The 25,188-nt window shown below is 67.1% G+C and carries 26 protein-coding genes; 8 read left to right on the plus strand and 18 right to left on the minus strand.

Annotation, left to right across the window (positions count from 1 at the left end; genetic code table 11):
- Positions 1–93: 93 nt before the first annotated feature.
- The 3 genes from mfnA to ppsA all read right to left on the minus strand — a co-directional run bounded on the left by mfnA (position 94) and on the right by ppsA (position 4,444).
- The gene (gene mfnA / locus FCF25_RS10535) at positions 94–1,182 is read right to left on the minus strand and encodes a tyrosine decarboxylase MfnA (protein ID WP_137048652.1); all 1,089 of its coding nucleotides are present in this window, start codon (positions 1,180–1,182) and stop codon (positions 94–96) included.
- Positions 1,183–1,272: 90 nt separating this feature from the next.
- Positions 1,273–2,040 carry a CPBP family intramembrane glutamic endopeptidase gene (locus tag FCF25_RS10540; protein WP_117592294.1) on the minus strand — a complete coding sequence of 256 codons (768 nt, stop codon included), beginning with the start codon at positions 2,038–2,040 and terminating at the stop codon, positions 1,273–1,275.
- Between the two features lie 82 nt (positions 2,041–2,122).
- Positions 2,123–4,444: a phosphoenolpyruvate synthase gene (gene ppsA, locus FCF25_RS10545; protein ID WP_137048654.1), complete on the minus strand. Its 2,322-nt coding sequence runs from the start codon at positions 4,442–4,444 to the stop codon at positions 2,123–2,125.
- 205 nt (positions 4,445–4,649) lie between these two features.
- Here ppsA and FCF25_RS10550 point away from each other — a divergent pair, with 205 nt between their 5' ends.
- A complete protein-coding gene (locus FCF25_RS10550) occupies positions 4,650–5,237 on the plus strand; it encodes an arsinothricin resistance N-acetyltransferase ArsN1 family B (RefSeq protein WP_137048656.1) in 588 nt (195 codons plus the stop codon).
- Between the two features lie 23 nt (positions 5,238–5,260).
- Here the strand turns inward: FCF25_RS10550 and FCF25_RS10555 are convergent, their stop codons facing one another.
- From FCF25_RS10555 to trpC, 6 genes are all read right to left on the minus strand, one after another.
- Entirely contained in the window at positions 5,261–6,439 is a 1,179-nt protein-coding gene (locus FCF25_RS10555) for a 3-dehydroquinate synthase II (RefSeq protein WP_117592289.1), read from the minus strand.
- Between the two features lie 79 nt (positions 6,440–6,518).
- Entirely contained in the window at positions 6,519–7,307 is a 789-nt protein-coding gene (locus FCF25_RS10560) for an SDR family NAD(P)-dependent oxidoreductase (protein WP_137048657.1), read from the minus strand.
- 79 nt (positions 7,308–7,386) lie between these two features.
- The gene (locus tag FCF25_RS10565) at positions 7,387–8,181 is read right to left on the minus strand and encodes a 2-amino-3,7-dideoxy-D-threo-hept-6-ulosonate synthase (protein ID WP_137048659.1); all 795 of its coding nucleotides are present in this window, start codon (positions 8,179–8,181) and stop codon (positions 7,387–7,389) included.
- A gap of 28 nt (positions 8,182–8,209) precedes the next feature.
- The gene (trpA, locus tag FCF25_RS10570; protein ID WP_137048661.1) at positions 8,210–9,052 is read right to left on the minus strand and encodes a tryptophan synthase subunit alpha; all 843 of its coding nucleotides are present in this window, start codon (positions 9,050–9,052) and stop codon (positions 8,210–8,212) included.
- Complete coding sequence (gene trpB, locus FCF25_RS10575; protein ID WP_117592282.1) at positions 9,049–10,293, minus strand: tryptophan synthase subunit beta; 1,245 nt, start codon at positions 10,291–10,293, stop codon at positions 9,049–9,051. Before trpB ends, trpA begins: the two co-directional genes overlap by 4 nt.
- Before the next feature lie 2 nt (positions 10,294–10,295).
- A complete protein-coding gene (gene trpC / locus FCF25_RS10580; protein ID WP_137048663.1) occupies positions 10,296–11,060 on the minus strand; it encodes an indole-3-glycerol phosphate synthase in 765 nt (254 codons plus the stop codon).
- A 93-nt stretch (positions 11,061–11,153) separates the two neighbouring features.
- Between trpC and FCF25_RS10585 the strand changes: the two genes are divergently transcribed.
- Positions 11,154–11,606 carry an MGMT family protein gene (locus tag FCF25_RS10585; RefSeq protein ID WP_137048665.1) on the plus strand — a complete coding sequence of 151 codons (453 nt, stop codon included), beginning with the start codon at positions 11,154–11,156 and terminating at the stop codon, positions 11,604–11,606.
- A gap of 9 nt (positions 11,607–11,615) precedes the next feature.
- Here the strand turns inward: FCF25_RS10585 and FCF25_RS10590 are convergent, their stop codons facing one another.
- From FCF25_RS10590 to lonB, 3 genes are read right to left on the minus strand one after another with little or no spacing between them, the layout of a single operon-like run.
- Complete coding sequence (locus FCF25_RS10590) at positions 11,616–11,987, minus strand: hypothetical protein (protein ID WP_117592275.1); 372 nt, start codon at positions 11,985–11,987, stop codon at positions 11,616–11,618.
- 27 nt (positions 11,988–12,014) lie between these two features.
- The gene (locus FCF25_RS10595) at positions 12,015–13,124 is read right to left on the minus strand and encodes a CPBP family intramembrane glutamic endopeptidase (RefSeq protein WP_137048667.1); all 1,110 of its coding nucleotides are present in this window, start codon (positions 13,122–13,124) and stop codon (positions 12,015–12,017) included.
- Between the two features lie 15 nt (positions 13,125–13,139).
- The gene (gene lonB / locus FCF25_RS10600; protein ID WP_117592272.1) at positions 13,140–15,203 is read right to left on the minus strand and encodes an ATP-dependent protease LonB; all 2,064 of its coding nucleotides are present in this window, start codon (positions 15,201–15,203) and stop codon (positions 13,140–13,142) included.
- 167 nt (positions 15,204–15,370) lie between these two features.
- On the opposite strand from lonB, the gene FCF25_RS10605 reads away from it, so the two are divergent.
- From FCF25_RS10605 to FCF25_RS10615, 3 genes are read left to right on the plus strand one after another with little or no spacing between them, the layout of a single operon-like run.
- Positions 15,371–15,904, plus strand: coding sequence for a nicotinamide-nucleotide adenylyltransferase (locus FCF25_RS10605; RefSeq protein ID WP_117592270.1), 534 nt, complete (start codon positions 15,371–15,373; stop codon positions 15,902–15,904).
- A 1-nt stretch (position 15,905) separates the two neighbouring features.
- Positions 15,906–16,697 carry an S-adenosyl-l-methionine hydroxide adenosyltransferase family protein gene (locus FCF25_RS10610; protein WP_137048669.1) on the plus strand — a complete coding sequence of 264 codons (792 nt, stop codon included), beginning with the start codon at positions 15,906–15,908 and terminating at the stop codon, positions 16,695–16,697.
- A complete protein-coding gene (locus tag FCF25_RS10615; RefSeq protein ID WP_137048671.1) occupies positions 16,690–17,298 on the plus strand; it encodes a trimeric intracellular cation channel family protein in 609 nt (202 codons plus the stop codon). Before FCF25_RS10610 ends, FCF25_RS10615 begins: the two co-directional genes overlap by 8 nt.
- A gap of 61 nt (positions 17,299–17,359) precedes the next feature.
- Here the strand turns inward: FCF25_RS10615 and thsA are convergent, their stop codons facing one another.
- Together thsA and FCF25_RS10625 are read right to left on the minus strand one after the other, a co-directional pair.
- Entirely contained in the window at positions 17,360–18,916 is a 1,557-nt protein-coding gene (gene thsA / locus FCF25_RS10620) for a thermosome subunit alpha (protein WP_137049397.1), read from the minus strand.
- A gap of 140 nt (positions 18,917–19,056) precedes the next feature.
- Entirely contained in the window at positions 19,057–19,383 is a 327-nt protein-coding gene (locus FCF25_RS10625; protein ID WP_198665650.1) for a HalOD1 output domain-containing protein, read from the minus strand.
- Positions 19,384–19,552: 169 nt separating this feature from the next.
- On the opposite strand from FCF25_RS10625, the gene FCF25_RS10630 reads away from it, so the two are divergent.
- A complete protein-coding gene (locus FCF25_RS10630; RefSeq protein ID WP_117592263.1) occupies positions 19,553–20,380 on the plus strand; it encodes an amidohydrolase family protein in 828 nt (275 codons plus the stop codon).
- 47 nt (positions 20,381–20,427) lie between these two features.
- On the opposite strand, the gene FCF25_RS10635 is transcribed toward FCF25_RS10630, so the two are convergent.
- The 3 genes from FCF25_RS10635 to FCF25_RS10645 form a co-directional block, all read right to left on the minus strand.
- Positions 20,428–21,885, minus strand: a complete 1,458-nt coding sequence (locus FCF25_RS10635; protein ID WP_137048673.1) for a sugar porter family MFS transporter — start codon at positions 21,883–21,885, stop codon at positions 20,428–20,430.
- A 358-nt stretch (positions 21,886–22,243) separates the two neighbouring features.
- Positions 22,244–23,152 carry a glycosyltransferase family 2 protein gene (locus FCF25_RS10640; RefSeq protein WP_117592260.1) on the minus strand — a complete coding sequence of 303 codons (909 nt, stop codon included), beginning with the start codon at positions 23,150–23,152 and terminating at the stop codon, positions 22,244–22,246.
- A 253-nt stretch (positions 23,153–23,405) separates the two neighbouring features.
- Complete coding sequence (locus FCF25_RS10645; RefSeq protein WP_117592258.1) at positions 23,406–23,678, minus strand: helix-turn-helix domain-containing protein; 273 nt, start codon at positions 23,676–23,678, stop codon at positions 23,406–23,408.
- A gap of 138 nt (positions 23,679–23,816) precedes the next feature.
- On the opposite strand from FCF25_RS10645, the gene FCF25_RS10650 reads away from it, so the two are divergent.
- On the plus strand, positions 23,817–24,209 hold the full coding sequence (locus tag FCF25_RS10650) for a PPOX class F420-dependent oxidoreductase (RefSeq protein WP_137048675.1): 393 nt from the start codon (positions 23,817–23,819) through the stop codon (positions 24,207–24,209).
- 13 nt (positions 24,210–24,222) lie between these two features.
- On the opposite strand, the gene FCF25_RS15635 is transcribed toward FCF25_RS10650, so the two are convergent.
- Positions 24,223–24,372, minus strand: coding sequence for a hypothetical protein (locus FCF25_RS15635; RefSeq protein WP_168191237.1), 150 nt, complete (start codon positions 24,370–24,372; stop codon positions 24,223–24,225).
- A gap of 95 nt (positions 24,373–24,467) precedes the next feature.
- On the opposite strand from FCF25_RS15635, the gene FCF25_RS10655 reads away from it, so the two are divergent.
- The gene (locus tag FCF25_RS10655; RefSeq protein ID WP_137048677.1) at positions 24,468–25,175 is read left to right on the plus strand and encodes a class I SAM-dependent methyltransferase; all 708 of its coding nucleotides are present in this window, start codon (positions 24,468–24,470) and stop codon (positions 25,173–25,175) included.
- The last annotated feature ends 13 nt before the right edge of the window (positions 25,176–25,188 follow it).

The raw sequence follows: 25,188 nt of genomic DNA on the forward strand, positions 1-25,188 counted from the left end.
AACGCGGGGAGCAGCGCGGTCACACCTGAACCTCGCAAGTGCGGCGTTGTAAACCTTCAGGTTCGTCGGCAGCGTGGTCGCTACGCGTCGGATTCACTTCGGCGAGAACGAATCGACGTCGGCGACGAACCGCCGGAGCATCTCGCGGGTCACGTGCGGCATGCAGACGACGCGCAGTTCGCCCGCCGCCGTCCGCGAAATCCGCCATCCGGCGTCGCGGAGCGCGTCGAACGTCGACTCCGGCAGTTCGCACGCGACGAGCGGGAGTTCGGGAGCGACGACGTCGAATCCGCGGGCGTCCAGCTCGGCGGCCAGCCACTCGGCGTCGGCCATCGACTCCTCGAACTGTTCGCGGTAGCCGTCGGGCCACAGCGCGTCGAGCGCCGCGGCGGCGCCCGCGACCCCCGCGCCGCTGCGCGTCCCGGTGAGCGTCGCCTGCGAGGTCGACTCGAGATACGGCGTGTCGACCGCCAGCGCGTCCAACGCCGCGCGGTCGCGGGCGAGAAAACCGCCCGCCGGGACGACCGCCTGCCCCAGCTTGTGCGGGTCGACGGTCATCGTGTCCACGTCGGCGTGCGCGAAGTTCCACGCGTGGTCGGTGAAGGGGAGCGCGAAACCGCCCCACGCGGCGTCGACGTGGAGGAACGGTCGGTCGCCGCCGGCGTCGTGGGCGGCCGCGGCGAGTTCGGGAATCGGGTCGACGCGGCCGTACTCGGTCGTCCCCGCGACGCCGACGACGAGAACCGTCTCCGAGTCGACGGCGGCGCGGACCGCCGAGGGGTCCGCGCGGTAGCCGTCGTCGACGGGCACGGTCCGGAGTTCGACGCCCAGCACGTCGGCGGCTTTCTGGAAACTGAAGTGGACGCTCTTGGGGGCGACGACGTTCGGTGTCTCCGGTGCGGTCGTCCACTCGTCGCGGGCGCGGTTTCGGGCCGCCCGAACCGCCTGGACGTTGGCCTCGGTGCCGCCGCTTGCGACGTAGCCGCGAGCGTCGGGGAGGCCCGCCAACTCGCCGAGACCGGAGACCACCTCCGCCTCCAACTCGGCGATACGCTGGTAGGTCGAGGGGTCGCCGGGGTTGGTCGAGAGAAAACGCACCGCCGCCTCCCGCGCGGCGGGGTGGGGTTCGGTGCACATCGAGGAGAGCACGCGGGAGAAGTCCTGCGGGACGGCGCGCTGCATGCCGTGACAGTAATTTTTGCCATCGTTTATCCGTTCCGCTCTCGCTCGGCCGCGAGACGCGGCGCGTCGAGGGGACCGTCGGTCGCCTCCTCAGAGCGCGACGAGCTGGACGTACGCGATGCCGAACAGCGTCGTGTTGTAGGCGGCGTGAATCAGTATCGGCACCGCGAGGTTGCCGGTTCGCTCGTAGGCGACGCCGAGTATCGACCCGGTGACGAAGATGACACCCGTCGTCGCGACGACGGCGACGGGGTTGCCGATGTAGTTGAACACGTGCGGCGAAGCGAAGATGAGGCTGGCGAGCACGACGGCGGCGACCGGGCCGTACGAGGTTCGGAGGCGGCCCTGAATCGCACCGCGGAACAGCAGTTCCTCGGCGGGCGCGACCAGGACGATGGAGAGCACCGCGAGCGCGAGCAGCACCGTCGGGTCGTTCTGTGCGACCTCGCCGATGACGCTCTCGACCGGTTCGAGACTCGTGAGCGTCAGCGCGTACGACAGCGCCGACGCCAGTACGACGGCGAGAACCGTCGCGCCGACGGCGAATCGGAGCTCCGCGCCGTCGGGCCGTCGAATCGGCAGCGAGTCGAGTCGCAGTCGGGCGTAGAGCCCGCCGATTCCGGCGAACGTCAGCTGTTGGGGTATCGACCCGAAGACGAGCACGGCCGTCGAGGTGACGCCGAACCCGAGGAAGAACAGCGGGAGGATGACGACGAGGCTGGCGATCGTTCCGACGACGAACGCGGCGACGAGCAGGCCGACGCCGACGAGCAGCGCGACGACGCGGTGGAGGACTGACGGACCGCCGGGGCCGTCCGAAGCGGCGGCGTCCGGGGTCGGTGACGGTGTGGAGGGCATCTGTTACTCATCGTGAGGTTGGCGCAAGCACACATAAAACCGTAGTGAGGGGCGGAAAACGACTCGCCGGCGGTAAACCGCGTTACCGAACCGAGTCGAGCATCAGTTTCTGCTCGACGCGTTTGACCTCGTGTTGGACGTCGCGCACCGCGTCGATGTTCGCGCTGATGGAGGTAATCCCCTCGTTGACGAGGAACTGGACCATCTGCGGTTTCGAACCGGCTTGACCGCAGATGCTCGTCTTCACGCCGAGTTCGCGGCACGTCTCGATGGTCGACCCGATGAGCTCTAAGACGGCAGGGTGGAGTTCGTCGAACCGGTCGGCGACGTTCTCGTTGTTGCGGTCGACCGCGAGGGTGTACTGGGTGAGGTCGTTCGTCCCGAAGGAGGCGAAGTCGATGCCCGCCTCCGCGAGCTCCCGTATCGAGAGGGCGCTCGCGGGGGTCTCTATCATCACGCCCCACGTTCGCTTCTCGGGGTCGATGCCCGCCTCGCGCATCAGTTTCGTCGCGCGGTGGACGTCTTCGGCGTCGTTGACCAGCGGGAGCATCAGTTCGACGTTGTCGTAGCCCATCTCCCAGAGGCGGCGGAACGCCTCCAGTTCGTGGGCGAACGCCTCGGGCGTGTCGAGGCTACGGCGGATGCCGCGGTAGCCGAGCATCGGGTTGTGCTCCTTCGGTTCGCCGTCGCCGCCCTCCAGTTGGCGGAACTCGTCGGTCGGCGCGTCGAGCGTCCGCACGCGGACGGCGCGGGGGTAGAACTCGTCGGCGACGCCCCGAATCCCTTCGACTAACTCGTCGACGTACGCCTTCTCGCCGTTGTCGGCGATGTACTTCTCGGGCGTCTTGCCGAGCGACAGCACCATGTGCTCGACCCGGAGCAGCCCGACGCCGTCGGCACCGGTCGCCGCGGCGCGTTCGGCGGCCTCGGGGATGGAGACGTTGACTTTCACCTCCGTCGCGGTCATCGGTTTGACCGGCGTCTTCGGGCGCATCTCCTCGACGGGCTCGTGCTGTTCCTCCTTCTTCGTCTGCTGTCCCTCGCGTATCGTCCCTTTGTCGCCGTCGATGGTGACGACTCGACCGTCCGACAGCTCCCTGGTCGCGCTCCCGGTGCCGACGACGGCGGGGACGCCGAGTTCGCGCGAGACGATGGCGGCGTGACTCGTCATCCCGCCCTCGTCGGTGACGATGCCGGCGGCGCGCTTCATCGCCGGCACCATGTCCGGCATCGTCATCTCGGTGACGATGATGTCGCCGTCGGAGACCTTGTCGAGCTGGTCGAGCTTGGTGACGATTCGCACCTCGCCGGAGACGATACCGGGACTCGCGCCCAGGCCCTGAAGGAGCGTGTCTCCGCCCGACGACGCCGACTCGCTCTCGCCGCTGTTGCCGTTCGACGAGAGCGTCGTCGCGTCGACGCCGTCGCCGTCTGCGGCCACCTCGACCCCGTTGTCGGCGTCCGATATCGTCGTGATGGGCCGCGACTGGAGCATGTACACCTCGCCGTCGTAGATGGCCCACTCCACGTCCTGCGGGGTCTCGTAGTGGTCTTCGACCTCGCAGCCGAGTTCGACGAGTCGCTCTATCTCCTCGTCGGTGAGCACCCGCGCCTCGCGCTTCTCCTCGGGGACGTCCACCGTCGACGTCTCGCCCGTCTCGGCGTCTTTGACCATCATCAGTTTCTTGTCGGCGAGCGTCTCCTCCTGGACGCTCGCGGAGTCGCGGTCGACGACGTAGTTGTCGGGCGACACCGACCCGGAGACGACGGCCTCGCCGAGCCCCCACGCCGCCTCGATGATGATGCGCGGCTCACCCGTCGAGGGGTGCGAGGTGAACATCACGCCGCTCTTCTCGGCGTCGACCATCTGCTGGACGACGACGGCGATGTCGACCTTGTCGTGCGAGAAGCCCTGTCGCGTCCGGTAGTAGATGGCGCGCTGTGAGAACAGCGACGCCCAGCACTCCTTGACGCGCTCGACGAGTTTCTCCTCGCGGACGTTGAGGAACGTCTCCTGCTGGCCGGCGAAGGAGGCGTCCGGCAGGTCCTCGGCGGTGGCCGACGACCGAACCGCGACGAACGCCTCGCCGTCGCCGACGGAGCGGTACGCCTCCAGAATCTCCTCGCGGACGTCTTCGGGGAGTTCGGTCTCCGTGATGAGTTCGTGTGCGCGCTCGTGGGCCGCGGCGAGCGCCTTCGAGTCTTCGGGGTCGATATCTATCGCCTCGAAGAGCTCCTCGTCGATACCCGCCTCCTCGATGAACGTTCGGTAGGTGTCGGCGGTCACGACGAAGCCCGGCGGGACAGGAAGCCCCGCGGACGTGAGTTCGCCGAGCGAGGCCCCTTTACCGCCGACGGTATCGACGTCGGCGGCGCGTACGTCATCCAGCCAAAGTACAGCCATTGCGTATCCGATTCGTCCACAGGATTCCTAAAGAAGCTTGCGTATGGAACATGGGTGAAAATTACTGACTCGGAAGCGAGTGGTATTTCGTGCCTGTTCCGGCTATAGCGCCCGAAACGCGCGTTTCCAGGAATCTTACGGCCTTTTTCAGGGCTGGGTTGGGTTCATACAACGTATTACGGTTCAGTAGCCCGTCCTTGCATCCGTGATACGCCTCGCCACACCCGACGACGCCGACGGCGTCCGGCAGATATACGAACCGTTCGTCCGCGACACCGCCGTCTCCTTCGAGACGACACCGCCGACGGAAGCGGAGGTGGAAGCGCGAATCGCGTCGACGCTCGAATCGCACCCGTGGCTGGTGTGCGAACGCGACGAGCGCGTCGTCGGTTACGCCTACGCTGGGCCGCACCGCAAGCGCGACGCCTATCGGTGGTCGGTCGATTCGTCGGTGTACGTCGCCGACGACGCGCGGCGACGCGGTGTCGCCCGCGGCCTCTACGCGGCGCTGTTCGGAATCCTCGAAGCGCAGGGCTACGTGAACGTCTACGCGGGGACGACGCTGCCGAACCCCGCGAGCGTCGGCTTCCACCGGGCGATGGGCTTCGAACCGGTCGGCGTCTACGAGAACGTCGGGTACAAACTGGGCGAGTGGCACGACGTGCAGTGGCTCGTCCGCACGCTGCGGCCGCACCCCGAGAACCCCGACCCGCCCGTCGCGCTGGCCGCGGTTCGAGAGACGGCGGCGTTCGAGGACGCGCTCGCCGCCGGCGAATCGAAAATAGACCGCTAACGCTCGGGGACGACGATTCGCGCTTACTTCTCGATGATGCTCTCTTCGACCGCCTCGCCGAAGTGTCGCGCCACCTGCTCGTAGTAGAGCAGCAGTTCGTCGCCGGCTTCGAGGTCGGTGACGGCTTTTCTCCCTTCGCTCGTCGGGACTTTGATGGTCTCGGCGTTCTGGAGCAGCGTCTCCACGCGGTCGCCCTCCACGTCCACCTCGACGCGGAACATCGGCCGCTTCTCTATCTTGACGCGGCCGACGATGACCTCGCGCGTCCGACCGCCGGTGTCGACGACCTGCACCTCGTCGCCGCTCTTCAGCTCCGAGAGGTACTTCGTCCCGCCGTCGGGCGTGCGGACGTAGGCGTGGACCGCCCCGGCGTTGACGCGGAACGGGCGGGAGGCGACGTACGGCGACTCGGCCGTCTCGGCGTGGACGAAGAACAGTCCGCGGGACATCGACCCGACGAGCATCCCCTCGTCGTGTTCGAGGAGGCTCCCCGTGTCGACGCAGACGCGGTCGGCCATGCCGACGCGCTCGACCGACTGCACCTCGGCCCACCGGAGGTCGAGCTGCTCGCGCTCGGTGGCGTCGCGGACCTCGACCGTCTCGCGTATCTCGTCGGGGTTGTCCGAGTCGAGGAGCACGCCGTCGGCACCGTGTTCGAGCGTCTCGAACGCCGCGCGGGCCTCCTCGGCGGAGGTGACGCCCGCGACCAACTCCGTCTGGTCGCCGATGCGCGCGATGAGGTTCTCGAGGGGGATTATCTGCCAGTCCTCGCCGACGACGAGCGTGTGGTCGGCGTCGCGGGCGGCCGCCTGGGCGAACGTCTCGTACTCCTTGCCGCGGATGCGGACGTACGCGCCCTGTGCCCGGTTGTCGCTGTGTCGGAGCGTCGTCAGGTCAGCCGACCCCGAGAGGTCGGAGGGGAGGTCGACGGTGCCGTCGCCCTCGCCGTCCTTGCCGACGATGTAGGCGTCGGCCTTCGCGGTCTCCTCTTCCTCCTCGTCCTCGGCGTCGGCGACGTGGACGTCGGCGTCGTCGCGGAACGCCGCCACCTTCACGTCGCCGAGTTGGCGGACGCGGGCCACGTCGGCCTCGTCGACGAGCACCCAGTCGACGCCCGCTTCGAGTCCCGTCGTGATTCGCTGCTTTCGAACCTCCCAGTCGCCGACCGTGTCGTCGGCCTTCAACCAGACGCTCCGTGTCATTGTCCGACTCTCTCGGGGGTACGGCTTGAACGTGGCGGATGCGACAGAGACCGCGGGAGCCGTTCACGATCGAGGTCGATCAACAGATCTGCCAGCCGCCGTCGACGTGCAGCAGTTCGCCGGTGATGTAACTCGCCCCCTCCGTCGCCAGAAATGCGGCCGCGTCGGCGATGTCCTCGGGTTCTCCGGGGCGGCCCAGCGGAATCGGCTTCAGGAAGCCGCCGCTCTCGGCGTCTTCGTACATCTCCTCGGTGAGGCCCTCGGTGAACTCGGTCGCTATCTGGCCGGGCGCGACGGCGTTGACGCGGATGCCGTGTTCGGCGAGTTCGAGCGCCGCACCGCGGGTTATCATCCGCACCGCCCCTTTCGTCGAGTCGTACTGCACCTGCCCGTGCTGGGCGAGGTTCGAGGAGATGGAGGCCGTGTTGACGATGCAGCCGGGTTCGCCGCGGTCGAGCATGTCGGTGGCCGCCGCCTGGACGCCGAAGAACACGCCGTCGACGTTGACGCGGTGGACCTGGCGGAACTCCTCGGGCGAGAGGTCGAGCATGTCGCCCTCGACGAAGAGGCCGGCGTTGTTCACCATCACGTCGACGCCGCCGTACTCGCGGGCCGCCTCGACGACGGATTCGACTTCGTCGCGGTCGCTCACGTCCGTCTCGACGTACTCGGCGTCGCTGCCCATCTCGCGTACCAACTCGTGCGTCGGCGTCTCCTCGCCCACGTCCTTCGGTTGTTCGCGCACGTCGGCGACGACAACCGTCGCGCCGGACTCGCCGAATCGCTTCGCCATCGCCCGACCGATGCCGGAGGACCCGCCTGTCACGATGACCGTCTCGCCGTCGAAGTCGAAACTCGTCGTTGCCATACGCTCCGTTCGTGCGAGGGCGACAAAAAGCTCGGTTCGGCGGACGGCCGGTGGACCGTCGTCGCTCGGGCCGGCGGACTCAGGCTTCGATGCCGAGTCCGGCGTGTTCGATGGCCTCCTCGGCCGACTGGTCGTCGTGGAGGACGGCGGAGACGGCGCGCGTGATGGCCTCGGGGTCGTCGTGCTGGAAGATGGAGCGGCCCATCGAGACGCCCGCCGCGCCCGCGTCCATCGCGCCGCGGACCATCTCGACGGTCTCCCGGTCGGTGCCTCGGCTTCCACCGGCGATGACGACGGGCAGGCGCGTCGACTCGACGACGTGCTCGAACGTCTCGGCGTTACCGCTGTAGCCGGTCTTGACGACGTGCGCGCCCGCCTCCTCCGCGAGGCGGACCGCGTGGCCGAGCGCTTCCGGGTTACTGCCGTCGATGTCGGGGCCGCGGGCGTACGCCATCGCCAGCACGGGAATGCCGAGGCGTTCGGCGTCGTCGGTGACGCGCGCGAGGTCCTCCAGCTGTTTGGGTTCGTAGTTGCTGCCGACGTTGAGGTGGAGAGAGACGGCGTCGGCGCCGGCGCGAACAGCCTCCTCGACGGTGCCGGTCATCCGCTTGTCGTTGCTGTCGGGGCCGATGACGGTGGAGGCGTTGAGGTGGATAATGTAGCCGCGGCCGTTCTTGTGCGGGTGGACGCGCGGGGCGATACCCTTCTGGGTGAGGACGGCGTCGGCCCCGCCGCGGGTCACCGCCGAGATGGTCGATTCGATGTTCTTGAGGCCTTTTACGGCCCCGAGTGTGATTCCGTGGTCCATCGGGACGACGAGGTATCGCCCCTCTGTGGAGATGCGGTCGAGTCGTGCGTGGATTCCTGTGTTCATGAGTATGTGAACCTGTACCAGTGTACGGTTATGTGCGTTCCGGATGCGGTGGGCGTTGCGCGAACCCGCGAGAAGCACCCTCGCTCAGTTCGCGCGCCTTCGTTTCGAGGCGGCTGGCGACGGTTTCGGTCGAGTCGCCGTTCTCGTGGCCTTCAGCCACGATATCGACGAGCGCGCTGCCGACGATGATGCCGTCCGCGCCACCGGCGACGATTCGCTCGGCGTGTTCGCCGGTCTTGATGCCGAAGCCGACGGCCTTCGGCACGTCCCACTCGTCGAGTCGCGCGAGACTCTCGTCGGTCTGCGTTGATACGTCGCTGCGCGCCCCGGTGACGCCGAGGCGCGCCTGGACGTAGACGTAACCAGAGACCTGCTCCATGATTCGCTCCAGCCGTTCGCCCTCCGTCGTCGGCGCGACGATGAACACGAGGTCGAGGTCGAACTCGTCGCACGCCTCGCGGAGCGGGCCGGCCTCCTCGGCGGGGAGGTCCGGGACGACGAAGCCGTCGAGGCCGACCTCGGCGGCCTTCTCGACGAACGCGCGCGGTCGGTTCCCGTCGTCGTCGCCGTAGCGGTAGATGAGGTTGTAGTACGTCATGCAGACCAGCGGCACGTCGACGTCGAGCTCTTCGACGAACTCGAAGAACCGCGTCGGCGTCATGCCGCCCTCGAGCGCCCGGACGACCGCGTTCTGTATCGTCGGCCCCTCCGCGACCGGTTCCGAGAAGGGGAGGCCGAGTTCGACGACGTCCGCGCCGCCGCGTTCGAGCGCCTCGACGTACTCGATGGACGACTCGTAGTCGGGGTCGCCGACGGCGAGGTACGGGATGAACGCGGGTCCGTCGGCGAACGCCTCGGGGATGCGGCTCATCGGAGCCCTCCCGAGAACATCGACATGTCCGGCGCGTTCTCGATACCTCGCTTCTCGGTCTCTTCGATGACCGATTCGAGGTCCTTGTCACCGCGGCCGGAGACGTTTACGAGGACTGTTTCGCCGAGGTTCCCGTGCTCATCCTCCAAGTACGCGAACGCGTGCGCCGTCTCCAGCGCCGGGATGACGCCCTCCATCCGCGAGAGACGGTGGAACGCTTCCAGCGCCCCGTCGTCGTCGACGTTCACCGGAGTCACGCGCTCTTCGTCGACGAGATAGGCGAGTTCCGGGCCGACGCCGGCGTAATCGAGCCCCGAGGAGACGCTGTGGGACTCCATAATCTGTCCGTCGCGGTCCTGTAGCAGTTTGGTGCGCGCGCCGTGGAGGACGCCCTCGCCGCCCGTCGACAGCGACGCGGAGTTGGGTGCGACGCCTTTCTCTTCGTCGACCGACAGCGACGACCCGCCGGCCTCGACGGCGTACAGGTCGACGCCGTCGTCGTCGACGAACTCCGCGAACGCGCCCATCGTGTTCGAACCTCCGCCCGCGCACGCGAGAACCGAATCGGGGAGCGTCCCCGCCCGTTCTCGCATCTGTTCGCGGGCCTCCTCCGAGATCACGGACTGGAAGTCGCGGACCATCGCCGGGAACGGGTGCGGGCCGACGACGGAGCCGATGACGTAGTGGGTGTCTTCGACGTTCGTCGCCCAGTCGCGCATCGTCTCCGAGATGGCCTCTTTGAGGGTTCCGCGGCCCACCGTCACGGGGTTGACCTCCGCGCCGTTTATCTTCATCCGGAAGACGTTCGGTCGCTGGCGGTTGATGTCGCGTTCGCCCATGTACACCTCGCAGTCGAAGTCGAGATGTGCGCAGGCCATCGCCGTCGCGGTTCCGTGCTGACCCGCGCCGGTCTCGGCGATGATGCGGTCTTTGCCCATGTACTTCGCCAAGAGGACCTGTCCGAGCGCGTTGTTGAGTTTGTGCGCGCCGCCGTGGACGAGGTCCTCGCGCTTCATGTACACGTCGCGGCCGTAGCGCTCCGACAGCCGCTCGGCGTACTGCGTCGGCGTCGGCCGACCACCGAAGTCGCGGAGTCGCTGTCGGAACTCGTCCATAAAGCCGTCCTCGTTGTTCAGGACGTAGCGCTCGTAGGCGTCCTCCAGTTCCTCGATGGCGGGCATCAGCGCCTCGGGGACGTACTGGCCGCCGTAGCGGCCGAACTTCCCGTCGCTCGTGCTCATGGTTACTCGTGGGCCTCCGCGTTGACGAACTTCTCGGTCTCCGTTCGCACGTCGCCCGCCATGATGGCCGACCCGACGAGCAGTCCGTCCGCGCCCGCGTCGCGCATCCGTCGGGCGTCCTCGGGCGTCGTCACGCCGCTCTCGGCGATAAGCGTCACGTCCTCGGGCACCGCGGGTGCGACGGACTCGAAGGTCGAGAGGTCGACTTCGAGTTTCGCCAAGTCGCGGTTGTTGACGCCGATTATCGAGGCACCCGCCTCGACGGCCTCCGCGAGTTCCTCACCGTCGTGGACTTCGACGAGCGCCTGGAAGTCGCGGGCTTCGGCCGCGTCCAAGAGTCCGGAGAGGTCGTCGACGAAGCGGGCGATGAGCAGTATCACGTCGGATTCGACGAGGTCCAACTGGTCCTCTCGGACGACGAAATCCTTGCGAAGCACGGGTACGTCGACGGCCTCACGAATCCGTCGGAGGTTCTCGGTCGACCCGCCGAAATGCTCGGGTTCGGTGAGCACCGACAGCGCCGCCGCGCCGCCGTCGACCATCTGTCGGGCGAGTTCGACCGGGTCGCCCTCGCGCGTCCCCTCGGTGGTCGGACTCGTCGGTTTCACCTCGGCGATGACGGGAACTCGTCCGTCGCTCTCGGCGGCGGCGAACGCGCGGGGCAACGACCGCGCGTCGACCGAGAGCCGTTCGCTCCCGCCGTCTCTGTCGCGCGCGGCGGCGAGAATCGAGCGCACCGCCGGGGCGACGTCCGCTGTGTCGTTCATCAATGTACACTAATGCACTAATCTGTTCATAAGCGTTGTGACTGTGGAACGGCGAGCGGCCCTTTGAAGACCGGCCCCGACCTCGATACGGGTATGGAAGACGCAGGAATCTACGCGCGCGAGTCGCCGACGCTCGACTCCGTCGTCCAACTCGGCGTCGTCGGCGGTCGCGTCATCAACGTCTCGTTCCCCGACTCCGTACCCGAGGACGCCGAACCCGACCATCCCATCTTGGACCGCATCTTCGACTATCTCGGCGGCGCGGAGGACCACTTCGACGACGCCCCCGTCGCGTTGACCGTACCGACCGACCAGCGGAGCGTGTTGGAAGCGACCCGAAACGTCCCCCACGGCGAGACGATTTCGGTCGAACGACTGGCGCGGTTGGCCGGACTCGACGCCGACGACGAGGAGGACGTTCGACTGGTCGAGAAGGCGCTTCGAGAGAATCCGGTTCCGCTTTTGATTCCCGACCACCGAATCGAGGCGACGGGCGCGACGCCGGAAGACGTGGCCGCCGCGCTTCGGCGGGTCGAACAGGGTTAGTGTCGTCGCTCACTCGCTTCCGCCGAACGACTCCAGTTTGAGGTACGCCCCGACGCCGAGCACGACGGCCAGGAGGGTGACCACGTCGACGACGGCACCCGCGGCGCCGCGTTGGAACAGGCCGACGAACTCCAGCGTCCAGACGAACGCGGCGACGAACAGCGCCCCCGCGCCGACGACGCGCAGCGCCGACCCGTCGCCGCGGCCCTCCCACAGTCGCACGCCCCAGACGAAGAACAGCGTCGCGTAGACGAGCGTCCACAGCGACGAGAGCGCCGCGTTCCGGGTCGCGGTGCCGTACATCGCCGCGACGGCGACGACGACGACGCCGACGGCGAGGAGGACGCGGACGCTTCGCGGGAGCGACTGAAGGGCGGCCATCTGCCCGCGAGTTTCGACTCCGAGACCCTAACTCGTTCGTTCCCGTCCGGTCCACTCCCACCCCAAGCCCTCGTGGACGACGAACTCCAGCGCGTTGACGAGGTAGTGCGCGACCACGACGACGAGCAGGCTCTCGGTGAGGACGAACGCCGCCGCGAGGACGAAGCCGATCGCGCCGGTGACGAGGATACCGACCGGTCCCTGAGCGCCGTGGCCGAGGCCGAAGGCGACCGAAGACAGAAGGGCGAGGAGCCACGGAGAGAGGCCGAACCCCGTGGAGAGCACGCCGATGAGCGCGCCGCGGAACAACAGCTCCTCGAATCCGGCGATGACGGGAAGCACGACCAAGAGAAGAACCGCCCACCCGCCGACGGAGTCGGGCGCTAGCGCCTCGCGGAGCGCTTCACCACCGCCCAAGTCGAACCGCTCGCCGACCATCGCCGCGGCTTCGTTGAGGACGTAGAGACCGACGCCGAACGCGACGCCGAGGCCCAGCGCGGTGAGGTCCGTCGTCGCCGCGGTGACGCCGAACGCCGAGGCGGGAATCTCCGCGACCCACGCTCCGGCGAGCAACAGTCCGGCGAACAACCCTTGCGAGAGCGCGACGTTCGCCAACAGCGCCCCCGTCGAGAGGTCGCCGGCCGCACCGAGGCTGATGTCTGTGGAGTCCGCGCCGTCGTCGCCGGCCTGTCGAGCGGGTGACGGACCGTACCGCACTCGTCCCGGGAACTCCGCGTCTTCGAGGCGCTCCGGGCGCTCGGCGACGGGGGTAGTATCTCTCTCGCCGTCGACGGGGGTAGTATCTCTCTCGCCGTCGACGGCAGCCACGTCGGGTGGCGCGTCGGCGGCGGTACTCTCGGCGGCAGTGACGGTGGTACTATCGGCAGCATCGGTATCGGCATCGGAGGGGCCGGCGAAGACGCCGGAATCAGCGGACGCGGTATCGGCGCTCGTCGCTCCGACGACGGGTTCGCGTTCGGTACCGTTCTCGTCGGTATCAGTAGTCCCGTCACCGACGGCGTTGTCGTCGCGGGCGGCGTTGCCGTCGCTCACGACTCCTTGCGATGCGCGAGCCAACAAGAGGAGGAGGAAGAGGACGACGCCCGCGAATCCCGCGAACGTCGTCCAGTCGGCCATATCCGGTGCGTTAGGCTACTGCGGGCTGGGGTTCGAGGGGCTCGGGGTGCCCTGCTTCTCGAACGCGGAGCCGGTGATGCTCTTGAGGCGGTCGACGAGCGAATCCTTCTCGGGTTCGCCTTCGAGCGCCACGTCGAGCACTTCGCTGATGTGGCTGACGGGGATGATCTCGATCATCTCCTTGTACTCGTCCTCGATCATCACGTCCTGCTCGTTCGCCTTCGGGATGATGACGCGGTCCATGCCCGCTTTGGCGGCGGCCTCGATCTTGTGGGTGACCCCGCCGACCGGGAGCACGTCGCCGCGGACCGACAGCGAACCGGTCATCGCCAGCGACTGGTCGACGCCGACGTTCTCCAGCGCGCTGATGACGGCGGCCGCGACGGTGATGGAGGCCGAGTCGCCGTCGACGCCGCCCTGTCCGGCCTGCACGAACTGGATGTGGATGTCCTTCTCGGAGATGTTCTCGTCGGAGAACTTCTTGATGATGGCCGAGACGTTGTCGACGGCCTCCTGGGCCATCTCCTTGAGCTGACCGGTGGCGATGACCGTACCGGGACCCTGCGAAGGGGTCACTTCGGCCATCACGGGGAGGACGATACCGGAGTCCTCGCCCATGACCGCGAGTCCGTTGACGCGGCCGGTGACGTAGCCCTCGTTGACCGAGAGCTCGTAGTCCTTGCGCCGCTGGATGAAGTCGTCCGCGAGCTGCTGTTCGATGCTGCGCGAGCGACCCTTCGCCTGCAGCACGTGCTCGCGGGTGGTGAACTCGGCGTCCTCGGCGCGGGCCATGTCGCCCGCGACGCGGACCAACCCGCCCAAGTTACGCAGTTCGAGCGTGAGGTGGCCTTTCCGACCCGCGCGGCGACGGGCCTCGAGGATGATCTCCTCGATAGCCGCCTCGTTGAACGAGGGGAGGCGACCGTCCTTGGCGACCTCCTGGGCGACGAAGCGCGCGTACTTGCGGCGCATCTCCGGCGTGTCCTCGATGGTGTCGTCCATGTACACCTCGTAGCCGTACCCCTTGATGCGGGAGCGCAGCGCCGGGTGCATGTTCTCCATCGCGTCGAGGTTCCCCGCCGCGACCATCACGAAGTCCGTCGGCACGGGCTCGGTCTGGACCATCGCGCCCGAGGAGCGCTCGGACTGGCCGGTGATGGAGAACTCGCGCTCCTGAATCGCCGTCATCAGGTGCTGCTGGGAGCGGATGTCGAGCGTGTTGATCTCGTCGATGAACAGCACGCCTTTGTTCGCCTTGTGAATCGCGCCCGCTTCGACGCGGTCGTGACTCGGCGTCTCCATCCCGCCGGACTGGAACGGGTCGTGACGGACGTCGCCGAGCAGCGCACCGGCGTGCGCGCCGGTGGCGTCCTCGAACGGGGCCGTCGACGTGTCGGCGTTGTTCACCAGGAGGTTCGGGATCATCGCGTCGCTACCGCGGGAGCCGTAGCGGAACGCGAGGAAGATGATGCCGGCCGCGAGGATACCCAAGAGGACCTGCTGGGCGATGATGAGCGAGTAACCCACGACCACCGCGATGATGATCCACATGAGGAACGAGCGCATCTGGTTGCGCTTTCTGGCTTCCTCTTTGTGGGCCTCGACGATCTGTTCACCCTTCCCCGCGGGGACGGTCCGAACCTTCGGTTCGTTACCGTCGTCGGGGTTGTGGTACACGAGAACGTCCTGAAGCTCCTCCTTCGGGAGGAGTTCGCTCATCGCCTTCGCCAGCATCGACTTCCCGGTGCCCGGAGAGCCGATCATCATGACGTGGCGACGCTGCTTGGCCGCTTTCAGGATGACGTCGCGAGCGTGCTCCTGTCCGATGACCTGATCGACGAGTCGGTCGGGGACCTCGATGTCTTCGGTCGTCTCGATTTTGAGACCACCGAGGAGGTCGTCCTCGTCGACGTCGTCGGCCACTTCGGCCGACACCTCGACGTCGCTTCCGAGGTCGTCGATGGTCCGCTCGTCGGCCCCGTCGTCGACGGGGTCCGTGACGTCCTCTTCGGACGCCGGCGCGGACTCGTCTGCCCCCTGTTCCGGGAGGCTGTCGTCTTTGTCCATGTCGTTGCTCATAGAACTATGTCGCTACCTGTCCGGAGGGTCGCTCGACTGATATACTTTCTCCCCTGGCATCCGTCGCTGTTCCAACCAGTCCACTCGCTTATAGGCTTCTCGAGCCCGAATTCGGCGATTGGACCGACTCGCCGTGTTTATAAATGCTGCGACGGTACTGTTCGGCCATGCGGGGGTTCTACATCGGACGGTTCCAGCCGTACCACAACGGCCACCACCACATGGTCGAAGAGATCGCCACCGAAGTCGACGAACTCGTCCTCGGTATCGGGAGCGCGGGCGACTCACACAGTCCGCGTAACCCCTTCACCGCGGGCGAGCGCGTCCTGATGCTGACGAAGTCGCTGTCCGAGTTCGACCTCACGACGTACGTCGTCCCCATCGAGGACCTCGAACGAAACTCCGTCTGGGTGAGCCACGTCCAGAGCATGTCGCCGAGTTTCGACGTCGCGTACTCGAACAACCCGCTCGTCGTCCAGTTGTTCAACGAGGCGGGCGTGGAAGTGCGCCAGTCGCCGATGTTCCGGCGCGAGGTGCTCGAGGGGACCGAACTCCGCGAACGGATGATTCGGGACCGAAACTGGCAGCATCTCGTCCCCTCGTCCGTCGTCGACGTCGTCGAGGAGATAGACGGAATCGAGCGCATCCAGCGCGTCAGCGACTCCGACGCCAACGGCGACGGCAACGCCGACCCCGCGTGAGATGATTACGCTCGCCTCCGACTTCGGTACCCCGTACCCCGCCGCGATGAAGGGCGTCGTCCTCTCGAAGACGGACGCCCGTCTCGTCGACGTCGCCCACGACTTCCCCCGGCAGGACGTCCGAACCGCCGCCTTCTGGCTCCGGGAGGTGCTTCCGTACTTTCCGCCCGCCGTCCACCTCGCCGTCGTCGACCCCGGCGTCGGCACCGACCGCGCCGCCGTCGTCGTCCGCGCGGGCGACCACGCGCTCGTCGGCCCGGACAACGGCCTCCTGCTCCCGGCGGCGCGTCGACTCGCCGAACGACAGGACGAGAGCGACGAAGGCGGGGAACCCACCGAGATCGAACTGTTCGACTACGCCTACGAGAACCCCGACTCCGCGACGTTCCACGGTCGGGACGTGTTCGCGCCCGCCGCCGCCGCGGTCCACGAAGTCGGCGTCGACGCCGTAGAGACGCTCGACGTCGTCTCCCCGACCGGCGAGTTCGTCGACCTCTCGTTTCCCGACCCCGAGGTCGGCGAACGCGCGGCGACGGGCGAAGTGCTCGTCGTCGACGACTTCGGCAACGCCGTCACGAACCTCCCGGGCGACCTCCTCGACGGCCGCGACGCCGCGACCGTCGACGGCGAGCGGGTCCCGGTCGGCGCGTCGTTCGCCGCCGTCGCCCCCGGCGAGCGCCTCCTGACGGTCGGGAGTCACGGCAACGTCGAACTGGCGGTCAACCGCGGCCGCGGCGACGACGCGTTCGGCGTCGGCGTCGGCGACGAGGTCAGACTCGGGTGCGATGGTTGACGCGTTCTCGGTGATGAACGTCGTCGGCCTCGTCGCCTTCGCGGTCGTCGGGTCGCTGAAGGCCGCCGACGCCGACCTCGACCTGTTCGGCGTGGCCGTCCTCGGGGTGCTGACCGCGCTCGGCGGCGGGACGATGCGCGACGTGCTCGTCGGCCGGACGCCCGCGTCGCTCCAGTCGGTCAGCGAGATGAGCGTCGCGGTCGTCGGCGTCGGCCTCGCGGTGTTCCTCTCGTCGCTCGCCTCGCGCCGGCTGCGCGACCACCCGACGATACAGGTGCCCGACGCCATCGGGCTGGCCGCCTTCGCGGCGACCGGCGCGCTCGTCGGGTTCGAGGCGGGCCTGTCACCGTACGGCGTGGTCGTCCTCGCGACGCTGACCGCCGTCGGCGGCGGCAGTCTCGCCGACCTCCTCCTGACGCGCGTCCCGGCCGTCCTCCGCGAGGACTTCTACGCGACGCCCGCGCTGCTCGGCGGCGTCGTGTTCTGGCTGCTCGTCGAGGTGAACGTCTCCACCGACCTCGCCGCGTCCGTCTGTGCGGGGTTCGTCCTCACCGTCCGGCTGGTCGCGCTCCGGTACGGCTGGTCGCTCCCGCGGGTGTGAGACCGGGGTCGCACCGCTCACGAGACAGCGTCGCAGTATCGAAAAAATCGCGGGGGTCGCCCTACTCGGCGGCGATGACGTCGTCGATGCGGACGATCATCGTCGCGGCCTCGGTGGCCGACTCGACGGCCTCGCGCTTGACGGCGGCGGGGTCGAGGATGCCGGCTTCGACGGGGTCGCCGATCTCGCCGGCGCGGCCCGCCGAGATGATGCCGGCGCGGCCGTCCCTGTCGTGGGCGGCGCGCAGGTCGACCAGCGCGTCGATGGAGTCCATGCCGGTGTTCTCGGCGAGCGTGCGCGGGAGGCTGTCGACGGCGTCGGCGAAGGCGGTGACCGCGAGCTGCTTGCGCCCTTCGATACCCGCCGACTCCGAGCGGATGTAGTCGGAGATAGCGACCTCGGTCGCCCCCGCGCCGGGGACGACGCCGCCCTTGTTGAGCGCGGCGATGACCACGTCGACGGCGTCGTTCATCGCGCGTTCGAGTTCGTCGACGACGTGTTCGGTGCCGCCGCGGAGGAACAGCGTGACGGCCTTCGCCGCCTCGCCGCCCTCGATGAACGTGAGTTCGTCGTCGCCGAACTTCTTCACCCGTACACTGTCGACGTGGCCGAAGTCGGACTCGTCGAGGTCCGAGAGCGAGCCGAGACGCTTCGCGCCGGTCGTCCGGGCGAGCGCGCGGGCGTCGGACTTCTTCACGCTCTTGAACGCGAGGATGCCCGCGTCGGCGAGGTAGCCGGCGACGCGGTCGTCGATGGACTTCGTGCAGAACACGACGTCGACGCCGGCGTCGGCGAGCGTCTTCGCGTAGCCGCGGAGTTCGGTGTCCTCGGCTTCGATGGCGGCGTTGAGTTGGTCGACGTTCGTGATGTTGTACTCGGTGTCGGCCTCGGCCTTCCGGACGTCGAGTTTCATGTCGAGGACGACGGCGGTGGCGTCCTCGACCGTGCGCGGCATGTTGTCGCTGACGGGTTCCTTGTCGATGACGACGCCCTCGACGAGTTCGGTCGCGCTGGAGCTCGCGCCGGTCCGGGTGTGGACGTGGATGTCGTCGCGGTCGATTCGGTCGCCGTCTGCCACCTGTCGGACCGCCTTGACGACCTGCTTCGCCAGCACGTCGGCGGTGACGTCGCCGGTTCCCTTCCCGGTCATCGAGGACTCGGCGACCTGTTCGAGGATGTCGTCTTCGAGGTCGATATCGAGCACCTGCGAGTCGATAGCCTCCTGGGCGAGACGGGCGGCCTCGTGGTAGCCCTCGACGATGACCGTCGGGTGGAGGTCGGCTTCGAGGAGGTCCTCGGCCTGCGCGAGCAGTTCGCCGGTCAGGACGGCGGCCGTCGTGGTCCCGTCGCCGACCTCGTCCTCCTGCGTCTGCGACACTTCGACGATCATCTGCGCGGCGGGGTGTTCGATGTCCATCTCGTTGAGGATGGTCGCCCCGTCGTTGGTGATGACGACCTCTCCGGAGGAGTCGACGAGCATCTTGTCCATCCCGCGGGGCCCGAGCGTCGTTCGGACGGCGTTGGCGACGGCCTTCCCCGCTCGAATGTTCGAGTCCTGGGCGGCCTGTCCGCGCGTTCGCTCGCTGCCCTCTGCCAGGATAAACATCGGTTGCTGCATGCGTGATGCCATGGTAAGTGAACCTCAGCGGTCCATGGTTTGCAGTTCTATATATAGATTTCGCAGAATCGGTCGGAAATCGGGCGCAGAGGCGCGACTCTGTCAGATACTGTCTCGCAGAAAGTCACCCGGGTCGGGTGTCAGTTCGGGTTCTCGACGCAGACGGTACCGTCCCCTTCGACGAGGACCGACCGACCGGCGTACGAGAACGCGAACGACCAGGGTGTCTCGCCGTCGAACAGTTCCTCCAGCGCGTCCGGGTCGAGGCCGCTCTCGTACAGCGGCGGGAGTTCGCTCATGTCGGTTCCTTTCGCCGCCGCGACCGCGTCTACGACGGCGACGGTCACCCACTCGTCGCTCGTCGGGTCGTAGGAGAAGTACTGTACTCTGGCCCCGTCACGTAAGACGGGTTTGCTCGTCGGTCTGGTGTCTGTCGTTTCGTGAGACATTATGTCGTCGTCGTTCACACTCGATTCTCGCTGCGTTGGTCGTACTCGGTTCGGGGTGCCTTCGCCGCCCACCACACGTGCCGCGGGTTCTCACGTGTCTTACAGTGCGTTACGGCACCGACAACCATAGTACTTCGCCGTCGGTCGCTCGCAACGCTCATAACGTCGTGGAGAAACCGGACGCACGATGCTGGAACTGGAACACGGGTTTCGCGTCGTCGACGTTCACGCGCGTCTCGACCCCGACGCCGAAGACGTCGCAACCCGCGGACGGGACCTCTCGCCGGAACGCCTCGAACGCGAGATGCACCAGGCAGGCGTCGTCCACGCCGTCGTCGCCCCCGGCCGTCACCGACGCGACGAGAGCTATCTCCGGGCGAACAACGCCGTCGCCCGGCTCAGCGTCGACCGCCCGTTCTCGGCGTTCGCCCGACTCAACGGTCCGCGCGACCCGTCGCCGACGACCGGTGCGAGACTCCGGAACCTCGCGGCCTCCCGCGGAGACCACCAGACCTCGCCGGGTGACGTCGAACGGTACGCGTACGACGACCGGTTTCACGGCTTCGTCCTCGACCCCTCGGCCGACGGCCTCCCCGACGAGGACGTCCTCGACGTGCTCGACGATGTCGGCCTCCCCGTCGTCGTCCACGGCTCCGCCGGATTCCCGCCGTCGACGGCCGCCGAGACGGTTCTCCGGCGCTCGTTTCCGGTCGTTCTGACGAGCTTCGGCGGCTTTCCGCTCGACTTCGGACGGATGGAGGCGGCGCTCGAACTACTGGACCACCACGACGAGCTGTACCTCGACACCAGCGCCGTGAGATACCGCTCGTTGCTCGAACGCGGTCTGCTCGAACACCCCGACCGGATTCTGTTCGGCAGCGGCGCGCCGACGGTCCACCCGAACGTCGCCGTCATGGAGCTGCTGACGCTCGACGTCTCGGAGGACGCGATGGTCCGGGCGTTCTCGAAAAATCCCTCGCGGGTGGTTCCGTCGCTCGCGCCCGGCGGGCGGTGAGAGCTCTCGGCGAACGACCCTCTCGGTGAACGACCGACTGTGGGCGCTCAGTCGTCGTCTGGCGTCCCGTCGCCGGTCGCGTCGCCGGTCGCGTCGCCCGCGGCGCTGCCGACGGCGCTCTCGCGGAAGTCGGCCTCGATTTCTTCGAGCGAGCGACCCTTCGTCTCGGGCACGAGGAAGTAACAGAACGCGAGGCCGACGAGACTCAACGCCGCGTAGAGCCAGAACGTCCCGCTCTGTCCCATCAGTTCGACGATCTGCAGGAACGTGAGCGCGACCGCGAGGTTCGCCGCCCAGTTGACGACCGTCGCCACGCCCGCCGCGGAGCCGCGAACCGCCAGCGGGTAGATCTCCGAGATGAGCAGCCAGAACACCGGCCCGAGGCCGATGGCGAAGAACGCCACGTACAGCATCAGGCTGGCAGTGGCCACCCACCCGAGAACGCCGGAGAGTCCCGGGAGGTAGAACACCGCGCCCAGTACGACGAGCGTCGCCGTCATGCCGCCGAGACCGACCAGGAGGAGCGGGCGGCGGCCCACTCTGTCGATGACCGAAATCGCGACGACGGTCATCACGACGTTGACGACGCCGATACCGACGGTGGCCAGAATCGACGCCGAGTCGCCGAACCCCGTCGACGAGAGGATGGTCGGCGCGTAGTAGATGACCGTGTTGATACCCGTGACCTGTTGGAACACGGCGAGGCCGACGCCGACGATGAGCATCGGGCGGACCCACGGTTCGAGCAGTTCGCGGAGGTCACTGGACTCGACGGCCACCGTCTCTTTGATATCCGACATCTCCTCGTCGACCGTCGTCCGGTCGCGCGTCTTCGACAGCACCTCTCGGGCGTCGTCGTCTCTGCCTTGCTCGATGAGCCAGCGGGGGCTCTCGGGCATGAACAGCATTCCGACTCCGAGCACCACGGCCGGAATCATGCCCGCGCCGAGCATGATTCGCCACGCGCCCGAGTCGGCGAACGCGTAGTTGACGAAGTACGAAACGAGGATACCGCTCGTCACCGCCAACTGGTTCAGCGAGACGAGCGACCCGCGAATCTTCGGCGGGGATATCTCGGAGATGTACAGCGGGCCGACCATCGAGGCGAACCCGATGGCGAGACCGTCGATGATGCGTCCGATGACGAGTACCTCGACTGTCGGTGCGACGGCCATCAGCAGCGACCCGACGAAGAAGACGGCTGCGCCGACGAGGATGAGTCGACGGCGGCCGATGCGGTCCGCGAGCCGTCCGCCGACGGCGGCACCGACGACGGCACCGACCAGTGCGCCGCTCACAACCAGTCCTTCGACCCACGCCGTCCCGAGTTCGACACCGAAGAGCGAGGTCATCTGGAACGAGCGCTCGATGTAGAGGAACGCCCCGGAGATGACGCCCGTGTCGAATCCGAACAGGAGTCCGTTCAACGCCGCCAGCGCTGCGGTCACGTAGACGAATCGGTCGTAGTCGCCGAAACCCGACCCGCCGCTGGTTTGAGTGCTCATACTATCTGTCAGTGTTCCTCATTACAAACACAGCATTACAAACGTGTTGGCTCGTTCTTTTGTGAAAATAATGAATATATGGTGTACAAACGTGAATTATTATGCGTTGAACTATTCACTTCGTTGAGTGCGGAAAATCGAGAAGCACGGGTCGGTACGAGGCCAGTCGACAGCGACGGGCTCACGGAACTGCGGGCGAGACGGTACCGCTCGTACGCTGCGCTCACGACGAGGTTCGGCTCACTCCGTTCGCGACGAGGTTCGGCTCACTCCGTTCGCGACGAGGTTCGGCTCACTCCGTTCGCGACGAGGTTCGTCTCACTCCGCTCACAACGAGGTTCGTCTCACACCGTTCGCCTCATCGCCAATCGTACCGGGCGACAGCCCGGTCGGCGCGCTTCGAGACGCCGTGAGGGTTGCGGGTGGCCGACCGGTCGCGGGCGCGGGCGACGAGTCCGTCGGAGGTACCCATCGAGATACCGACGACGACGTCCCGACCGTTGCCGACCCACCTTGTCGGGGTCGCCTCGCCGCTTCCCACGTCGCGGGCGGCGGCGTACGCGTCGCCGCCCGCGTGCGAGAGGGTCCGTCGAACGGTGGTCGGGCGGAGACCGTAGTTCTTCACCAGTCGGTACGCCAGCGCGCGGTACTTCCAGTGGTAATCCCGGCGGTCGGTGCCGCCGTCGGCCTCGGCTTCGTGCTCGCGGCGGACGCACGCTTCCGGTTGCCAGGAGACGGTGCCGTCGAACCCGGCCAAGCGGTGGGCGGCGTCTCTCGCTCCCCCGGTCTCGAGGTACTCGTCGAAACCGTCCAGTTTCGACAGCGTCTCGGTACGGAAGGCGACGTTACCGCCGTTGAAGTAGGTCACCTCGCGGTCGTTGATTCGGCGGTGTTCCGGCGTCTCGGTCGTCACTCCGGCGCGGACCGTTCGATGTGTGGGGCCGGTGACCGCCTCCGCCTCGGCCAGCCCATCGAGAACGGCGTCGCACCACGTCTCTTCGACGAGCAGGTCGTGACCGACGAACGCGACGGCGTCGCCGGAGGCGACTTCGATGCCCGCGTTGCGGGCGACGTTCAGCGTCCGCGCCGACACCTCGACGAGGACGTCCACGTCGTCGCGGTCGCGGACCATTCCGGTCGTCCCGTCGGCGGAGGGCCCGTTGACGACGATGACCTCCGCGTCGGGTGCGGCCGCTGCCAACGAGTCGAGGCTGGCGGCGAGCAGGTCCCGATTGTTGAGCGTCGGGACGACGACCGAGAGCTCCATATCCCCCCAGTGTGCGACGAACTACTTAAATTTCGCCACCGTCCGGTTGCGACATATGTCAGTCACTGCCACGCCGGGCGTCGGAGGAAGGCACAGATGAAAGTGCGGAAGAAAGTACGGAAGAAAGTGCGAGAGACGCCGACGCGAGCGGGCCGCTCGGAAGTCGGGGCCGCTCGGAAGTCGAGGCCGTCTCTGGGCGTCGCTCTCCGGTATCGCATCGGTCGAAAACTGTCTCCGGTGCGCTTCGGGTCGCTTACGTGTTGAGGAAGTACACCTGCTTGCGGGCGTCCTTGAAACTGTACCGCGAACCGACGAGGTCCGACTCTTCGAGACGGTTCAGCGCGTAGCGGACGGTCCGGTCCGGAAGCAGCGACTCCTCGGCGAGTTGGCCCTGCGAGAGCGGCGCGTCGCCCTCCAGAACTTTCGCGACGAGTTTCGCGCTCGGGGGGAGTTCGCGGAGGCGGTTGCGGAACTCGGACTCCGAGAGACGGTCGTGCTGGTTGGTCTCCGCGGTAGTGGTGCTCATACCCACTCGTGCTCCCGGTCGGTGGTAAAGTTTGGCTACATATGCGGCATACGAATCCAGATAGTATTATTTCCTAATATCAATATCAATGACACCCCATTGAGAAGCGTTTTGACGGCACACACCGATGACTCCACTGTGATTCCAACGTCGCACGTCGACATTCTGGAGAAGAAGTCGTTCGCTCACATCGCCACTACCCTCCCGGACGGTACCCCGCAGGTGACCCCGGTCTGGGTCGACCACGACGACCGGGAGGCCATCCTGATAAACACCGCCCGAGGACGGCGTAAGGAGAAGAACATCAGGAAGAATCCGGACGTCGGCGTCTCGGTTCTCGACCCCGACGACCCCTACCGTTACGTCTCGGTTCGCGGAAGGGCGACGCTGACCGAGGAAGGGGCCGTCGACCACATCGACGAACTCGCCGAGAAGTACATGGGCGTCGACGAGTACCCCCACCACGGCGACGAGTCCGGACCGCGCGTCATCGTCCGCATTCCGGCCGACCACGTCGTCACCAGCGGGTGAGGGCTCGGTCGACCTACCGGCGGTCCGGGTCGTCGCCGTGTCGCCGGTAGCGACCCATGAAGCACTGACAGTCCGGGCAGTGGACCATCGTCAGTCCCGGTAGTTCGTGGCGAACCAACTCCTCCGGCGGGTGTTCGGCGTTGCAGTGTCGACAGGTGGCCATACCACTATTATGACGTGTGTTACCATAAGCCACCGGTCGAGTGTCACCGGGTATCCAGTACGGTTTTGGTGTTTCGGCGTACAGTCGGAGGTAGTGTGAAAGGACAGGAGTGGTACCAGGCCGACGACGTAGCCCGCGAGTACGACTCGAAGCGATTCTCGAAGGGCGGGAGACTCATCGACCGCCGCGAGAAGCAGGCAGTGCTCTCGGCACTCGGACCGGTCGAAGGGAAGAACGTGCTCGAAATCGCGTGCGGGACCGGCCGGTTCACGGTGATGCTCGCCGAACGCGGCGCGGACGTCGTCGGACTCGACATCTCGGCGGCGATGATGGCGCAGGGTCGACAGAAAGCGCGCAGCGCCGGCGTCGGAGACCGTATCGAGTTCATCCGCGGCGACGCCGCGCGACTGCCGTTTCCGGACGACCACTTCGACGCCGTGATGGCGATGCGGTTTTTCCACCTCGCGGACACGCCCGCGAAGTTCCTCGCGGAGATGCGTCGGGTCTCGAAGGAGCAGGTGTTCTTCGACACGTTCAACAGTTTCAGCAGTCGGGTCGTCTACAACTGGCTCTTACCGATGGGGTCGCACCTCTACTCGCGCGAGGACGTCGAACAACTGCTCTCGGGTGCGGGTCTCCGCCTGGCCGACGAGTCCCACGACTTCATCCTCCCGTACGGTCTCTACCGGAAGATTCCCAACGGAATCGCCGGAGAGCTCCGCGAGTTGGACGAGACGATACGCGACAACGAGTTCGGGGAGAAGCTCTCGTCGGTGTCGTACTGGAACGCGGAAGTCGTGTAGAGAACCCGCCTTC

Origin of the sequence: Haloprofundus sp. MHR1 (genome assembly GCF_005155585.1) — an archaeon.
GTDB lineage: Archaea > Halobacteriota > Halobacteria > Halobacteriales > Haloferacaceae > Haloprofundus > Haloprofundus halophilus.

Excerpts from the sequence above, each read along its gene's own strand:
- mfnA (WP_137048652.1), bottom strand. The coding sequence starts at position 1,182 with ATGCAGCGCGCCGTCCCGCAGGACTTCTCCCGCGTGCTCTCCTCGATG.
- FCF25_RS10540 (WP_117592294.1), bottom strand. The coding sequence starts at position 2,040 with ATGCCCTCCACACCGTCACCGACCCCGGACGCCGCCGCTTCGGACGGC.
- ppsA (WP_137048654.1), bottom strand. The coding sequence starts at position 4,444 with ATGGCTGTACTTTGGCTGGATGACGTACGCGCCGCCGACGTCGATACC.
- FCF25_RS10555 (WP_117592289.1), bottom strand. The coding sequence starts at position 6,439 with ATGACACGGAGCGTCTGGTTGAAGGCCGACGACACGGTCGGCGACTGG.
- FCF25_RS10560 (WP_137048657.1), bottom strand. The coding sequence starts at position 7,307 with ATGGCAACGACGAGTTTCGACTTCGACGGCGAGACGGTCATCGTGACA.
- FCF25_RS10565 (WP_137048659.1), bottom strand. The coding sequence starts at position 8,181 with ATGAACACAGGAATCCACGCACGACTCGACCGCATCTCCACAGAGGGG.
- trpA (WP_137048661.1), bottom strand. The coding sequence starts at position 9,052 with ATGAGCCGCATCCCCGAGGCGTTCGCCGACGGACCCGCGTTCATCCCG.
- trpB (WP_117592282.1), bottom strand. The coding sequence starts at position 10,293 with ATGAGCACGAGCGACGGGAAGTTCGGCCGCTACGGCGGCCAGTACGTC.
- trpC (WP_137048663.1), bottom strand. The coding sequence starts at position 11,060 with ATGAACGACACAGCGGACGTCGCCCCGGCGGTGCGCTCGATTCTCGCC.
- FCF25_RS10585 (WP_137048665.1), top strand. The coding sequence starts at position 11,154 with ATGGAAGACGCAGGAATCTACGCGCGCGAGTCGCCGACGCTCGACTCC.
- FCF25_RS10590 (WP_117592275.1), bottom strand. The coding sequence starts at position 11,987 with ATGGCCGCCCTTCAGTCGCTCCCGCGAAGCGTCCGCGTCCTCCTCGCC.
- FCF25_RS10595 (WP_137048667.1), bottom strand. The coding sequence starts at position 13,124 with ATGGCCGACTGGACGACGTTCGCGGGATTCGCGGGCGTCGTCCTCTTC.
- lonB (WP_117592272.1), bottom strand. The coding sequence starts at position 15,203 with ATGAGCAACGACATGGACAAAGACGACAGCCTCCCGGAACAGGGGGCA.
- FCF25_RS10605 (WP_117592270.1), top strand. The coding sequence starts at position 15,371 with ATGCGGGGGTTCTACATCGGACGGTTCCAGCCGTACCACAACGGCCAC.
- FCF25_RS10610 (WP_137048669.1), top strand. The coding sequence starts at position 15,906 with ATGATTACGCTCGCCTCCGACTTCGGTACCCCGTACCCCGCCGCGATG.
- FCF25_RS10615 (WP_137048671.1), top strand. The coding sequence starts at position 16,690 with ATGGTTGACGCGTTCTCGGTGATGAACGTCGTCGGCCTCGTCGCCTTC.
- thsA (WP_137049397.1), bottom strand. The coding sequence starts at position 18,916 with ATGCAGCAACCGATGTTTATCCTGGCAGAGGGCAGCGAGCGAACGCGC.
- FCF25_RS10630 (WP_117592263.1), top strand. The coding sequence starts at position 19,553 with ATGCTGGAACTGGAACACGGGTTTCGCGTCGTCGACGTTCACGCGCGT.
- FCF25_RS10635 (WP_137048673.1), bottom strand. The coding sequence starts at position 21,885 with ATGAGCACTCAAACCAGCGGCGGGTCGGGTTTCGGCGACTACGACCGA.
- FCF25_RS10640 (WP_117592260.1), bottom strand. The coding sequence starts at position 23,152 with ATGGAGCTCTCGGTCGTCGTCCCGACGCTCAACAATCGGGACCTGCTC.
- FCF25_RS10645 (WP_117592258.1), bottom strand. The coding sequence starts at position 23,678 with ATGAGCACCACTACCGCGGAGACCAACCAGCACGACCGTCTCTCGGAG.
- FCF25_RS15635 (WP_168191237.1), bottom strand. The coding sequence starts at position 24,372 with ATGGCCACCTGTCGACACTGCAACGCCGAACACCCGCCGGAGGAGTTG.